A 13,123-nucleotide genomic window follows, 5' to 3' on the forward strand; every position below is an offset into this window, starting at 1 on the left:
GTCCGGTGCTTTACAAGCCTGAACGATCTGCTGTTTAAATTCAGCACTGTATGTTCTTCGTTTTTTCGCAAGAGATGCGATGGATGTCTGATTATTTGTAGTCATAAATTTAAGTCCCCACTTGTTTCTAAGTGGGGACTAAATTAAGGCTTATAGGATGAATTCAGAAGGTGTGTTCAGCGGACGCTTACGATTTAAGCATCTTAATTTTCAATTCAGCTTGATGTTATATCTTTGTGATAAGAACAAAACCACCTTGATAGATTGAATATGCAAACAAATAGTGTGCCCGCGAAGCAATCAACATCTACAGATTTAATGATTCGCTTTTTGCATGTGGTGATGCTGCTAAGTTTTACAGGGGCTTACTTAACAGGTGATGCGGAAGAATGGCATCAGTTACATATGGCTTTTGGCTATACGTTGGGGATTAGTTTAGCTTTACGAATCGTATGGCAGGTGTTGAGTATGTTGAACAGCACACAGCCGACAGGAATTTCTAAACGTTTAGGCATGATTCAACAATTTGTAAAACGCGATTGGAAACAGCCACAGCAGTTTTTTTCATTACCGTTTTTAAAGTCAGGCAGTTCCAGTGCGTTTCAATTCAGTATTTTGTTGATTTGGTTGGCATTGCCTTTAACTGTGTTGGTTGGATTTTTCACCGATTATACCCAAAGTCATACTTTAAAAGAGCTACATGAATTTGCAGCAAATTTATTCTTAGCTGCGGTATTGGTGCATTTAGCGAGCTTAACTTTAAGCAGCGTATTGTTTAAAAAATGGCTTGCCAAAACCATGTTTTGGGGGTCGGATAAACCTGCAGTATTAACGGTGTTGATCTGGATGATTTCAGTCGCAAGTTTAGCTGGCTTCTGGTGGTGGTATTGGCAATAAATTTGGATTTAGTACGAAAGAGGCATCCTGTTAGGGTTTCTTGATCAAGTAGAAGCATCCCATCAGCATTGCTCCTATCGTTGCTAAAAGCATATCCATGTGTGCATCCCAAATATCACCTTGCTGACCATTATAATTTTCAGCATCTTCTGGCGATAAGCCAAGCGCAATGAGCCATTCCACCCATTCATAAATTAAACTGCTTGCCATGATAAATTGAATGACCAAAAGATATAAAACGATAGGTTTGTTTTTTGGAAACCAGACTTCAAACAAGCGCAATAAAACAGGATAGAGCAAAATACCATAAGCCAAATGCACAAAACGGTCATACATATTGCGTGACCAACCCATGCTCTGATCTAAATTGAAGCCAAAGCTGTGCAAAATCCAATCATTATAGGGCACATAAGAATACAGATAATGTGCTCCGACAATATGAATCAGTAAAAATATTAAATACAGCACAAAGCTAGAAAAACTCAGTCCTACTTTTTTAAACGCAATCAATAAAGCCGCGAGCATAAAAACTGTGCCTGCCTGATGCAGTAGATACGATTCAAATTCCAGTGGTTGAATACTGGCAGCAAGCATGGCGAGTATGACCAAGCCTAAAGCACAGTAATGTTGAATGCGGAATTGATTTTGCATGTGATGTTTAAGTTGGAAGATTTGTTTTATTCTAATAAAAATGCGAAGCCGAAGCTTCGCATTTTTGTATTGTGATGAATGCTTTTACAAATTAGATTTTAGCAATTAAATCTTGAATTTGTTTTGCTTGTTCAGCTGCATTACCTGTGTAAGTTGCAGGCGTCATTGTCGCTAAACGTGCGCGATCTGCTGCAGGAACGCCTTCCAACTCATTACCATTCACGAAATCTAGCATCATGTCACGTGTCATAGCTTGACCACGTGTAAGAGCTTTTAATTTTTCGTATGGTTTTTCGATGTTGTAACGACGCATCACAGTTTGAATTGGCTCAGCCAATACTTCTTGAGCATTGTCTAAATCTTCAAGAATACGTTGTGCGTTCAATTCAAGTTTGCCAATACCTTTAGAGCAAGCTTCAAATGCGATCAAGCTTTGTGCAAAACCAACACCCATATTACGCAATACAGTCGAGTCAGTTAAGTCACGTTGCCAGCGAGAGATTGGTAATTTTTCGCCTAAGTGAGCCAAGACTGCATTGGCGATACCCAAGTTACCTTCAGAGTTTTCAAAGTCAATTGGGTTTACTTTGTGCGGCATGGTTGAAGAACCAACTTCACCTTCTTTCAGTTTTTGCTTGAAGAAACCAAGTGAGATGTAGCCCCAAACGTCACGGTTGAAGTCGATTAGAATGGTGTTGAAACGACGTAGCGCATCAAACAATTCTGCCATATAGTCGTGTGGCTCAATTTGAGTCGTGTATGGGTTAAAGCTTAAACCTAAAGATTCTACAAATGCTTGAGAATGTGCAGGCCAGTTGATTTCTGGGTATGCAGAAAGGTGAGCGTTGTAGTTACCTACTGCACCATTGATTTTGCCCAAAAGCTCAACTTGCTTGAACTGTTTGATTTGACGTGCAAGACGATATGCCACGTTTGCCATTTCTTTACCCAAAGTTGTTGGGCTTGCAGTTTGACCGTGAGTACGTGACAACATTGGTTGATCTGCGTGTTTTTCTGCCAATGCAACAATCGAATCAATGATTTGCTGCATCGCTGCAACCAATACTTCACGACCATTTTTAAGCATTAAAGCATGTGACAAGTTGTTGATGTCTTCTGAAGTACAAGCAAAGTGAATGAACTCACCTGCATTTTTTAACTCATCAATGTTGGCAATTTTTTCTTTTAAGAAATATTCAACTGCTTTTACGTCATGGTTGGTGGTGCGTTCAATTTCTTTAATGCGGTTGGCATCATCTTCAGAGAAATCTGCAACAATTGCATCTAATGCAGCATTCGTTGCAGCACTGAAAGCAGGTACTTCGGTAATTTCAGGACGATTGGCAAGCGCTTGTAACCAACGCACTTCAACAGTCACACGAGCATGGATTAAACCAAACTCAGAGAGGAAAGGGCGGAGAGCATCACATTTGCTTGCATAGCGCCCATCTAATGGAGAAAGTGCGGTTAAAGCGTTCATATCGATTCCTTAAACTTTGGTATTAAACCTAAAACAAAAGCGTGTTCAGCATGGTTTAAACCACCTGATACTGTAAACGCGCCAGATCTTGAATATCACGTAATAATTTACGTTTGCTAAATACCATGCCCCATGAACTGCCACCAAGTTGACGCCAAAGGTGTGCCATTTGTAAGCCTGTAAAAAGCGAAGCTCGAATTCGGTTGGTATGTGCAGAATCCTTAAATGCTTCTGCATTGCCACGTACCATAATGCGCGGGTTAATTTGTCCCGCAGTATCGACATAGGTTTGGGCTAAATTGGCAATAATACTGGGATGCAAATAGTTATGATCAAAAAATGAAAGTTGTTTTAAGATTTTTTGCTGTGACTGCTCAATAATTTCGACGTATTTAGGATTGCTATACACTTTCTTTTCTAATTGTAAGAGTGCCATCGCATACGACATGGGTAGTTTGGTATTGGATAGTTTAGGTAAACGCGATTTAGGAGCAGTATTAAAAGGTTGGTTGATGCTGCTTTCTAGCGTTTTTAAACCCAAAGAAATATCGGCCAAATGATTAAAAAAATCCAAAGTTTGCGAACTGTGATTGCTACTTGGACGGATATTTAAACTGGCTTTAATTAATTGCTCAAAATAAAAGTTACCGCTTTCACCAATACTTTGTCTGCCTGTGAGTGCAGTCATGTGCGTGAGCTGGGTGGCTTGAAACACACCCGCTAACGCCAAGGCACGATTTTGGCGAACATTCAGAGTTGGTGACTGTTGAAACGGTAACTCTGTCATCCAAAACAATCCTTAAATAAAATCGGGTTTAGGTGCATTGGTATGGTGAATCACACCACCGCCTAAACACATTTCGCCTGAATAGAATACGACACTTTGACCAGGAGTGACTGCACGTTGTGGTTCATCAAATTCCACACGTACACCGCCAGGCATGCTGTCATCATTGAAAATTACACAGTCCTGATCATCTTGGCGATAGCGAGTGCGACAAGTACAACGGAAGCCTGACGCTGGAATTTCTTGTTCACCTGCCACCCAATCAATTGCTTCGCTCCATAAAATAGTGCTTTGCATGAGTGGATGTTCATGACCTTGACCAATCACTAAACGATTGTTTTCAATATCTTTATGCAGGACAAACCATGCACCTTCAGCAACACCTTTTAAGCCGCCAATACCAATCCCGCCACGCTGACCGAGCGTATAGTACATTAAGCCGTGATGTTCACCAACCTCTTTGCCATCGTCTAAAACAATTTTTCCAGCTTGAGCAGGCAAATATTGTTTTAAGAAATCATTAAAGCGACGTTCACCAATAAAGCAAATCCCTGTCGAGTCTTTTTTCTTGGCAGTGACTAAATCTAGTTCTTCGGCAATTTTTCGGACTTGCGGCTTTTCAATTTCGCCCACAGGGAACAAGGTTTTATTGATTTCACGACCATGCACTGCATGTAAGAAATAGGTCTGATCTTTATTTTTATCTAAACCACGTAACAGTGGAGCGTAGGCTTCACCTTTGGAGTTGTACTGCGTTTCACCACGACGAGCGTAGTGGCCTGTAGCAATAAAATCTGCACCTAAATTCATGGCGTGATCTAAAAAAGCACGGAACTTAATTTCTTTATTACATAAAATATCTGGGTTTGGCGTGCGTCCTGCGGCATATTCGGCAAGAAAATGCTCAAAAACTCGATCCCAATATTCCATCGCAAAGTTGGCTGTATGCAATTTAATGCCTAGCTTGTCGCACACCGCTTGCGCATCGGCAAGATCTTCCATTGCGGTGCAATATTCGGTGCCGTCATCTTCTTCCCAGTTTTTCATGAAAAGCCCTTCAACTTGATAACCTTGTTGAAGTAGAAGTGCAGCAGAAACAGATGAATCTACACCACCTGACATACCGACGATGACACGTTGTTGCATAGGATTAGGCATCCAAACTAGAAATAAGGGGAGAATTTTGGTGCTCGTAAATGAGCGATAAAGGATAAGATTGACCACTGAGCGCATCTTGAACCGCTTTCAGTACCAACGGACTTCGGGCACGTGCCGATTCAGCCAGTTCATCTGCAGACATCCACACAGTACCGATAATATCGGAATCGAGCTGGGCTTGCGCATCATGTTGCAGCGATTCGGCTAGAAAGCAGAAGCGATAATAGGTGCGGTCAGGAAACATAGGCGGAGTATAGCTATAAATACCGAGTAAGGCATTAATTTTCACCCGATGCCCAGTTTCTTCCATGGTTTCACGTATTGCTGCTTCAATTAAGCTTTCGCCAGCTTCAACATGCCCTGCAGGCTGATTAAACACGCTATGCGTCACACCTTCTGTATGTTCTTCAACAAACAGGAATTTTCCGTTTTTTTCGATAACGGTGGCGACAGTAACGTGAGCAGTCCAAGCGGTCATTGAAAAGCACCATGGGGTAAAACGCATATTCTACAAAATTTAGGGGGATGTGGCTATGTTGAAAGGGGATTTCTTTAAAACTGTAAATGTAGGTTTGTGTAGTTGTGGGAAGATGTGAGGGGTACTTTGTTCTTTGATTCATTTGGTGATGCTGGATGTGATCTCATTTGCGCTAGGTGTTGTTGCCAAAGTCAAAGCTATTGCACAAATAGAAAAAGAGGCAGATATTGACCGTAAAGCTTTGTATAAAACTCTAAGTCAAGATTCAGCCTCTCGATTTGATAAGATTAATCATGTCATTCATACACTGAGTTTAAAATTAACGGTGCAGAACGTGTAATCCTTCAAATTACAACAATCAAAAAGAACTTTGAGGGGGGTTGTTGATAATTCCCCGCCACTTTTACATAGTGTCGTGCAGAATAAGGTAAAAACTCTTTTTCCTTGTCAGTTAAAGGACGAACTTTTTGCACAGGGCTACCCACGTACAAATAACCACTTTCCAAACGCTTACGCGGAGGTACTAAAGACCCTGCGCCAATCATCACATCATCTTCAATAATGACATCATCCAAAACAATTGTGTTGATGCCCAATAACACCCGATTGCCAATGGTGCAGCCGTGCAAGGTCACACCATGTCCAACCGTGACATCTTCGCCAATAATCAGCGGTGAACCTTCAGGTTTGTCGGCTTTTTTATGGCTGACATGCAGCATGGCATGATCTTGTACATTGGAATTTTGACCAATCCGAATATGGTTGACATCCCCACGAATCACAGCAAATGGCCAAACCGATACATTTGCGGCCAAATGCACATCACCAATTACCACCGACAATTCATCTACATAGCAGCTAGCGTCAATTTTTGGGGTTTGCTCTAAATAAGCACGCACATTTTTTTTCATGATGGACAAATCTTTAGCTTATAAATTTAGGATTGAGGACAGTATAAAATAAAAAAGCACACATGCGGGCATGTGTGCTTTGCGCTTTAGTCTAAGCTTATGAATCTTAGAATAAGTTGCTAAAGAATTGTTTGATATGGTCTAGCATACGTGCAAAGAAACCCGCTTCTTCCACTTCCTGCAACGCCACCAATGGTTTTTCAGCAATCACTTTACCATCTAAGGTTGCGACATATTTACCAATCACTTGACCTTTTTTCAAAGGAGCAGTCAATTTAGGTTGAACCACCAATTGAGTTTTAATTTGGTTGGCTTTGCCTTTTGGCATGGTCACGTTAAAGTTTTCTGGCAAACCAATTTGTGCTTCTTTGCTTTTACCGTACCATACTTTTGCTTTAGCTAAGACTTGGTTGGCAGGCTGTACACGTACAGTTTCGTAGTTTGCATAACCCCAAGCTAACAATTCACGAGTTTGAGTTGCACGAGCTTGCATGGTTGGCGCACCAAAAATCACCGAAATTAAACGCATTGGGCCACGTTTAGATGAAGTGGTTAAGCAGTAACCCGCTTCGTTGGTATGACCTGTTTTTAAACCATCCACGCTTGGGTCGGTATATAACAGGGCATTACGGTTGCCTTGTTTAATTCCATTAAAAGAAAACTCTTTTTCAGAATAAATTGGGTAGTATTTTGAGCTGTCATGGATGATGTGCTGCGCTAAAGTCGCCATATCTTTTGCGGTAGAAAAGTGACCTTCAGCAGGCATACCCGTAGAGTTCATAAACTGGGTATTGCTCATGCCAATACGTTTGGCTTCTTCATTCATCATGTGAACGAATGTGCCTTCATTACCTGCAATGTGCTCTGCCATGGCTTTAGATGCATCGTTGCCCGATTGCACGATAATTCCGCGTAGCATTTCAAGTACGGTTGCTGTGCCATTTAAAGGAACATACATACATGATTCTGTGCTGCTGCCACGACACCATGCAGACTCATTCATGCGGACTTGTTCATCTTCCGTGAGTTCGCCTTTTAATAACTTTTGTTCAATGATGAAACTAGTCATCATTTTGGTCATTGAGGCAGGGGCGAGTTTTTCGTTTTCATTTTTTGAAGCTAAAATTTGTCCCGTCTCATAATCCATCAAAACGTATGATTTGTTATTGAGTTCTGGTGGTGTAGCTAAGACAGTTGCTGCATAAGAAAAGCTTGGTAATAGTAATAATGCAGCAAGGGCGCTTTTTGGGGTCATTCTAAGAGGTTCCAATACTTGAGGTATGCACAAAAGAGCTAGCATTTTAGGGCAAAGCTCAGCCGACTTCTATGGGAGAAATCGGCTTATTGATAAAAGTATTGTAACCAAATTGTATTATCTGCTATATGCTGTCAATTCTTGGCAAATTGCTTGGTTTTTGGCTGTTCCAGCAGCTTTGGCATCGGCACGGGCTTCTTTTAAAATTGGCTGGAAGCTTTTTTGTTTGCTGAGTTTACTTAAGGCAGTAACAGCGTCTTTTTCTTTAGGCATATATTCTTGGGCAAGTTTTGTATAACCCTGATGAAATTGATCTTGTTCTTTGACTAGTGAAGGGCAAACTTCAGATAACACATAAATAGCGGCTAATTCTTGCTGAGTCACTTGTTGTAATGGCGTCACTTCAATATTTTCTTCTTGCGCAATTGCGGCTTGACTTAAACCCAAACTGAGCGCAACTGCGCCAAAAAAATGAACTGCACGTGAATTTTTTAAGCCAGAAAATTGCATATCAAGTACCTTAAATATTGTTTGAACTGAATCTACCGATTCATTTAAGTGCTTATAAGATGAATCATTTATTTGCGAATTGAAAGAGTGAAAATGTATTAAAGCTGTGTGATCTGAGCGCAAATCATGTATAAAAAGTGAAGATTAAAGTCTGAAATTTGAAAATCAGTGGCTTGATATAAAGCGTAAAATAATAGTGGAAAAATACCAGATATAAAAACTAAGCATAAAATTTAAGGCAAACTTTGAAAGTTTGCCTTAAAGGGTGAGTATGCAAAATTATTTACAGGCTCAAAATAGTATTTAAATCATGTGATTTAAAGTGCTAATTCTAAAGCTTCCTGACACACTACTTTTTGCTCTTCTTTGGCTGTATCTTTTGCTGCTTCACGCGCTTCAGCTAAAACGGATTGATATTCTGCGTCGGCTTGTAGTTTGGCAAGCGTCATGTTCGATTCTGAATAATCTTGTAGATAAGTTTGAATCAGTGCTTGAATATTGGCATCTAATTTTGCATTTTTTCCAATCAGTGCAGGGCACATTTCAGTCATGACTTGTGCCGCTGCAACATCTTCTTTCACAATCGTATTGGCTTCTGCTGCAGTCAAATCTTCTGCAATTACAGACTGCGTTAATACAGCAGCAAAACCTAGACCCAATAAACGACGAAATGACAAAGCTAAAATCATGAGAATCACATATATTTTTGGATGGATGTTAAGCGCTAAATATATATAATCTTTTGTATATTTCAATGAAATGTGCTGATCAGTCATTTTGTTGTCGTGTGCTTATTAAATGTGCTTAGGCATGAATCAGGCACAAACAAGTTTAAGATTGAACCGACGTTGCTATATTTTAGTATATAACCTTTATATTTGTTTTATCTGAGATTTTTCTGTGAATATTTTGATAGCCAATGATGATGGCGTGTTTGCACCTGGTATCCAAGCTTTGGCGAAAGCCTTAAAACCTTTGGGTCGCGTGGTGATTGTTGCACCCGAAAGTGAACGCAGTGGTTTTTCGAGTGCGCTGACTTTAGACCGACCATTACGTCCTGTGCAAATTGCTGAAGATGTCTGGGCAGTGAATGGTACACCTGCAGACTGTGTCTATTTGTCGATGAATGGATTGTTCGATTTCGAATTTGATTTGGTGGTCAGCGGCATTAACAGCGGTGCAAATCTAGGGGATGATGTACTGTACTCAGGCACAGTCGGTGCGGCATTTGAAGGACGTTTGATGAAACAGCCTGCGATTGCGGTATCACTTGCAGGGCATAATGTACGTGCTTATCAGCATCCGCAAGATTATATGCAGGCAGCGCAGTGGGTACATGACTTTATTGCTCAAGGTTTACCAAGTTTACCTGCACGACATATTTTTAATGTGAATATTCCAGATGTGCCAGTGTTGCAGGGCACAAAAATTACCTATCAAGGACAGCGTACCCAATCTAAGCCAATTACTAGTCAGGTCGATCCACGAGGGCGTCAAGTGTATTGGATTGGTTTGTCGGGCGAGGCAGTGGCTGCACCGAAAAAAGGCTTAACTGAAATTGAGTCTGATTTTTTTGCGGTAGCAAATGGCTATGTCAGCGTGACACCAATTCAGATGGATGCCACCAATTATGACGTTTTGCAATCATTGCACAGTCAATTTTCCCAAATTGGCTAACTAATGTTATAACTTTGTGAAAAAGTAGCTTGTAAGCCTCATTACAAGGACTTTTTTGCTACTCTTAGCGCAATAGAAAATATTTAGAATTTGTAGAGAGGAAAGAATGCCTGTGGTGTTTCAGTATCGTTTATTTAGCACACCAACAGCATTGTTGAAAACCTTAGTGTTATCAAGTGCTGTTGTGGCTACCGTCGTGTTGAGTGGTTGTGCCTCTAAACCTCAAGTGAATAATTCTGCACGTTATGCAACAGCGCCGAATTTTTATACTGTACGTTCAGGTGATACTTTAAGTGGTATCGCTGCACGTTATGGTTTGAGCTATCTCAGCATTGCAGAAATGAATGATATTGCACCGCCGTATCGTATTTATGTCGGGCAGTCGATTCGTTTGAAAGCGGGCAATGCACCACGTACAACAAGCACTCGCCCTGTAACGCAGGCTGCACCAATTCAACGTCAAACAGTCACTTTACCAACGACACCTGCACCGGTAACATCGACTACAACCACGACCACTAGCTCAACAACACCAAGTACACCGGTGCGTAGCAGCACATTGCGCTGGGTGAAACCATCTCAAGGTGCTGTGATTGCACAGTTTAATTTGGCAAGTAATATCAAAGGAATTCGTTACGGTGGCAATGTAGGTGACCCAATTTATGCCGCAGCAGATGGGCAGGTGGTTTATGCTGCAGATGGCTTAAAAGAATATGGAAACTTGATTTTAATCAAGCACATTGATGGTTATATCACCGCCTATGCACATAACAGTAAGATGAATGTGAGCAGTGGTCAAAACGTAACAGCGGGTCAAAAAATTGCAGAAATGGGCTCTTCGGGTGCTACACGTACCATGTTGGAGTTTCAGGTACGCCTAGATGGTAAGCCAATCAATCCGACTAATGTTTTACCAATAAATTAAATTTTGCAAATACAAAACATAAATTTCACCGTATAATACAATAGGTTGCTTTTATCGAAAGATAAGAGCACCTGTATAATTTCAGAGGGAATTTATGTTAGATCAACTTCGAGCAATGGGTGTATTTGCTTGTGTTGTTGAAAAAAGCTCGTTTAGCGGTGCAGCGCGTGATCTAGGGATCACCACAAGTGCCGTCAGTCAACAAATCCGTTCATTAGAACAAGAAATGGAAGTCACACTTCTGCATCGTTCTACTAGAAAACTGAGTTTGACTGAAGCAGGACAAGCTTTTTTCCACAGCTGTCAAGAAATGCTCGCCGCTGCTGAGCGCGGAAAAATCCGCATTAATGAATTAAGAGATGATTTGGTCGGTGATTTAAGAATTGCCACCACTCCAGAATTAGCCACGAACCATGTGATTCCCGCACTTTCTCATTGGCTGTCTGCCCATCGTGGCTTGTCTGTACATCTAGAAACCGACAATCAATACATTGACCTGATTGATGGTCGTATTGATATTGCGCTGCGTATGAGTCCAAAAATTGAAGATCAAAACCAGCATGTGATTCCTATTGCACATATTGACCAAGTTTTAGTTGCATCACCTAGTTATTTAAATCAAACTGCACCCATTTCACGTCCTGAAGATTTAAAACATCATGAGTTAATTCCATTGACCATTATGAAAAATTTTCAGCAACTCAATTTTAAGCATATCAGCACTGCAGAAAGTGTGGATGTAGAGTTGGGCTCGCGTCTATCGACCAATAATGTGTTGGTGTCTAAATCTTTGTGTATGCAAGGGCATGGGCTTGCGCGAATTTTGCATTTGGATATTCAAAAAGATTTGCTTAATGGCAGTTTGGTTGAAATTTTGCCTGAGTGGAAATTACCCGCATTTACTTTGTATGCAATCATTTCTAAGCACGAACAGCAACCGATGAAAGTACATCGCTGTTTGGAAGCTTTAAAACAATATTTTTCTCAATTGCCGGGTGGGCGAGTGTTTCAAGAAGCATCTTAATTGAATGTTGATAATATACTGATCGACCATTTAGTTAGCAAAAAGCCGCAGTTCAAACTGCGGCTTTTTGTTAGGGATTTATTTAACCCAAGAACTTTTTAATCATTGCTACAAGGCGTTCAATCAGTTGATCTGCCTGAGCCTGTGTAATGTTTAAAGTTGGTAATAAACGCACCACAGAACCTGCAGTTACGTTAATAATCATTTTGTATTCATCGCGGGCAATATCAACCAATTCTGCACATGGTTTTGGTAGTTCAATACCAATCATCAAACCAAAACCACGCACGCTTACATTTTGGTCTGCTAATTGTTGACGCAATTGTTCCACAATATAGCCGCCCATTTTTGCTGCATTTTCTACCAAGTTTTCTTTCTGGATGGTGTCAATCACGGTATAAACGACACGTGAACCAAGCGCAGTACCGCTATAGGTGGAACCATGATTTCCTGCGGTAAGAACGCCCACACCGCGACCTTGTGTCATCACCGCACCAATTGGGAAACCGTTGCCCAAACCTTTGGCAGTAGTCAGAACGTCAGGCACAATATTGGTGTGTTGATAAGCAAAGAATTTACCTGTACGACCATTTCCTGTTTGCACTTCATCTAGCATCATCAGCCAGTTGTGTTGATTGCATATGCGACGGATATCTTCTAGGTAACTAAAACCTTGTGGTGCAGTATTCACACCGCCTTCACCCTGAATCGGCTCGACTAAAATAGCTACAATATCAGGATACTGAATCGCAGCTTCTTCAATGGCTTCGACATCACCAAAAGGCACACGAATAAAACCTTCAACCAAAGGTGCAAAACCTTCCTGAACTTTTTTATTGCCTGTTGCAGATAGGGTTGCCAAGGTACGACCATGGAAAGAATGATCGGCCACAATAATTTTAGGATTGGCAACGCCTTGCATATGACCAAACTTACGTGCAATTTTAATTGCGCCTTCGTTAGATTCTGCACCACTGTTTGAGAAGAACACTTCTTCCATGCCTGCAACTTGAGCTAGTTTTTGTGCAGCAGCAGTTTGCCATGGCACCTCAAACAAGTTACTGGTGTGAATTAAAGTAGCCGCCTGATCGGCAATGGCTTCGGTAATTGCAGGGTGTGCATGACCTAAACCACATACGGCAATGCCTGTAAGTGCATCTAAATATTCTGTGCCATCTTCAGTATAAAGATAAGAACCTCGACCGCGGACAAAGCTGATCGGCTGACGGCCAAATACAGGCATCAAATGTGATGGTTGATCAGTTTGCACAGGAGCAAGGGTAATGTTATTCATGACTAACTCTTATCTGTTAGGTTGGAGGGAAAAACTTATATAAGCAAAATCTACTGCAGATGAAAAGCCTAATTGT

Annotated in this window: 15 protein-coding genes; 5 read left to right on the plus strand and 10 right to left on the minus strand. The window is 41.0% G+C overall.

The genetic code is table 11. From position 1 onward, the window contains the following. Positions 1 to 270: 270 nt before the first annotated feature. Complete coding sequence (locus tag HX743_RS02680) at positions 271 to 897, plus strand: cytochrome b/b6 domain-containing protein (RefSeq protein WP_178318435.1); 627 nt, start codon at positions 271 to 273, stop codon at positions 895 to 897. A 30-nt stretch (positions 898 to 927) separates the two neighbouring features. Here the strand turns inward: HX743_RS02680 and HX743_RS02685 are convergent, their stop codons facing one another. From HX743_RS02685 to HX743_RS02705, 5 genes are all read right to left on the minus strand, one after another. Further along, entirely contained in the window at positions 928 to 1,548 is a 621-nt protein-coding gene (locus tag HX743_RS02685) for a DUF2238 domain-containing protein (protein ID WP_004971662.1), read from the minus strand. A 91-nt stretch (positions 1,549 to 1,639) separates the two neighbouring features. Next, on the minus strand, positions 1,640 to 3,028 hold the full coding sequence (gene purB / locus HX743_RS02690) for an adenylosuccinate lyase (RefSeq protein ID WP_004971661.1): 1,389 nt from the start codon (positions 3,026 to 3,028) through the stop codon (positions 1,640 to 1,642). A gap of 55 nt (positions 3,029 to 3,083) precedes the next feature. After that, a complete protein-coding gene (gene hflD / locus HX743_RS02695; protein ID WP_004971659.1) occupies positions 3,084 to 3,815 on the minus strand; it encodes a high frequency lysogenization protein HflD in 732 nt (243 codons plus the stop codon). Between the two features lie 12 nt (positions 3,816 to 3,827). Next, positions 3,828 to 4,961 (minus strand): tRNA 2-thiouridine(34) synthase MnmA, encoded by a 1,134-nt coding sequence (gene mnmA / locus HX743_RS02700; protein WP_104851771.1) that lies wholly within the window; start codon positions 4,959 to 4,961, stop codon positions 3,828 to 3,830. A gap of 4 nt (positions 4,962 to 4,965) precedes the next feature. Next, a complete protein-coding gene (locus HX743_RS02705) occupies positions 4,966 to 5,451 on the minus strand; it encodes an NUDIX hydrolase (RefSeq protein WP_004971655.1) in 486 nt (161 codons plus the stop codon). Positions 5,452 to 5,608: 157 nt separating this feature from the next. Between HX743_RS02705 and HX743_RS02710 the strand changes: the two genes are divergently transcribed. After that, complete coding sequence (locus HX743_RS02710) at positions 5,609 to 5,791, plus strand: DNA-binding protein (RefSeq protein ID WP_178318436.1); 183 nt, start codon at positions 5,609 to 5,611, stop codon at positions 5,789 to 5,791. 4 nt (positions 5,792 to 5,795) lie between these two features. Here the strand turns inward: HX743_RS02710 and HX743_RS02715 are convergent, their stop codons facing one another. The 4 genes from HX743_RS02715 to HX743_RS02730 form a co-directional block, all read right to left on the minus strand. Continuing rightward, positions 5,796 to 6,362 (minus strand): gamma carbonic anhydrase family protein, encoded by a 567-nt coding sequence (locus tag HX743_RS02715; protein ID WP_178318437.1) that lies wholly within the window; start codon positions 6,360 to 6,362, stop codon positions 5,796 to 5,798. A gap of 106 nt (positions 6,363 to 6,468) precedes the next feature. Further along, positions 6,469 to 7,617 carry a D-alanyl-D-alanine carboxypeptidase PBP5/6 gene (gene dacC, locus HX743_RS02720; RefSeq protein WP_004971646.1) on the minus strand — a complete coding sequence of 383 codons (1,149 nt, stop codon included), beginning with the start codon at positions 7,615 to 7,617 and terminating at the stop codon, positions 6,469 to 6,471. 117 nt (positions 7,618 to 7,734) lie between these two features. Further along, positions 7,735 to 8,127 carry an MCR_0457 family protein gene (locus HX743_RS02725; protein WP_004971644.1) on the minus strand — a complete coding sequence of 131 codons (393 nt, stop codon included), beginning with the start codon at positions 8,125 to 8,127 and terminating at the stop codon, positions 7,735 to 7,737. Between the two features lie 317 nt (positions 8,128 to 8,444). Further along, positions 8,445 to 8,816, minus strand: coding sequence for an MCR_0457 family protein (locus tag HX743_RS02730; RefSeq protein WP_026438310.1), 372 nt, complete (start codon positions 8,814 to 8,816; stop codon positions 8,445 to 8,447). 211 nt (positions 8,817 to 9,027) lie between these two features. Here HX743_RS02730 and surE point away from each other — a divergent pair, with 211 nt between their 5' ends. From surE to HX743_RS02745, 3 genes are all read left to right on the plus strand, one after another. After that, positions 9,028 to 9,804 carry a 5'/3'-nucleotidase SurE gene (gene surE / locus HX743_RS02735; RefSeq protein WP_096901077.1) on the plus strand — a complete coding sequence of 259 codons (777 nt, stop codon included), beginning with the start codon at positions 9,028 to 9,030 and terminating at the stop codon, positions 9,802 to 9,804. A 106-nt stretch (positions 9,805 to 9,910) separates the two neighbouring features. Then, positions 9,911 to 10,729, plus strand: coding sequence for a peptidoglycan DD-metalloendopeptidase family protein (locus HX743_RS02740; RefSeq protein WP_104851774.1), 819 nt, complete (start codon positions 9,911 to 9,913; stop codon positions 10,727 to 10,729). A gap of 94 nt (positions 10,730 to 10,823) precedes the next feature. Continuing rightward, the gene (locus HX743_RS02745) at positions 10,824 to 11,753 is read left to right on the plus strand and encodes a LysR family transcriptional regulator (RefSeq protein WP_178318438.1); all 930 of its coding nucleotides are present in this window, start codon (positions 10,824 to 10,826) and stop codon (positions 11,751 to 11,753) included. A gap of 82 nt (positions 11,754 to 11,835) precedes the next feature. On the opposite strand, the gene HX743_RS02750 is transcribed toward HX743_RS02745, so the two are convergent. Then, entirely contained in the window at positions 11,836 to 13,047 is a 1,212-nt protein-coding gene (locus tag HX743_RS02750; RefSeq protein ID WP_096901074.1) for an aspartate aminotransferase family protein, read from the minus strand. Between the last annotated feature and the right edge of the window lie 76 nt (positions 13,048 to 13,123).

The sequence above is a fragment of the Acinetobacter sp. Swhac1 genome (assembly GCF_013390985.1).
Taxonomy (GTDB): domain Bacteria; phylum Pseudomonadota; class Gammaproteobacteria; order Pseudomonadales; family Moraxellaceae; genus Acinetobacter; species Acinetobacter towneri.

What these genes read in the sequence shown, in the direction of transcription:
- HX743_RS02750 (WP_096901074.1), bottom strand. Translation starts at nt 13,047, where the DNA reads ATGAATAACATTACCCTTGCTCCTGTGCAAACTGATCAACCATCACAT.
- HX743_RS02725 (WP_004971644.1), bottom strand. Translation starts at nt 8,127, where the DNA reads ATGCAATTTTCTGGCTTAAAAAATTCACGTGCAGTTCATTTTTTTGGC.
- hflD (WP_004971659.1), bottom strand. Translation starts at nt 3,815, where the DNA reads ATGACAGAGTTACCGTTTCAACAGTCACCAACTCTGAATGTTCGCCAA.
- HX743_RS02715 (WP_178318437.1), bottom strand. Translation starts at nt 6,362, where the DNA reads ATGAAAAAAAATGTGCGTGCTTATTTAGAGCAAACCCCAAAAATTGAC.
- HX743_RS02740 (WP_104851774.1), top strand. Translation starts at nt 9,911, where the DNA reads ATGCCTGTGGTGTTTCAGTATCGTTTATTTAGCACACCAACAGCATTG.
- HX743_RS02730 (WP_026438310.1), bottom strand. Translation starts at nt 8,816, where the DNA reads ATGATTTTAGCTTTGTCATTTCGTCGTTTATTGGGTCTAGGTTTTGCT.
- HX743_RS02680 (WP_178318435.1), top strand. Translation starts at nt 271, where the DNA reads ATGCAAACAAATAGTGTGCCCGCGAAGCAATCAACATCTACAGATTTA.
- HX743_RS02685 (WP_004971662.1), bottom strand. Translation starts at nt 1,548, where the DNA reads ATGCAAAATCAATTCCGCATTCAACATTACTGTGCTTTAGGCTTGGTC.
- purB (WP_004971661.1), bottom strand. Translation starts at nt 3,028, where the DNA reads ATGAACGCTTTAACCGCACTTTCTCCATTAGATGGGCGCTATGCAAGC.
- dacC (WP_004971646.1), bottom strand. Translation starts at nt 7,617, where the DNA reads ATGACCCCAAAAAGCGCCCTTGCTGCATTATTACTATTACCAAGCTTT.
- HX743_RS02705 (WP_004971655.1), bottom strand. Translation starts at nt 5,451, where the DNA reads ATGACCGCTTGGACTGCTCACGTTACTGTCGCCACCGTTATCGAAAAA.
- mnmA (WP_104851771.1), bottom strand. Translation starts at nt 4,961, where the DNA reads ATGCAACAACGTGTCATCGTCGGTATGTCAGGTGGTGTAGATTCATCT.
- HX743_RS02745 (WP_178318438.1), top strand. Translation starts at nt 10,824, where the DNA reads ATGTTAGATCAACTTCGAGCAATGGGTGTATTTGCTTGTGTTGTTGAA.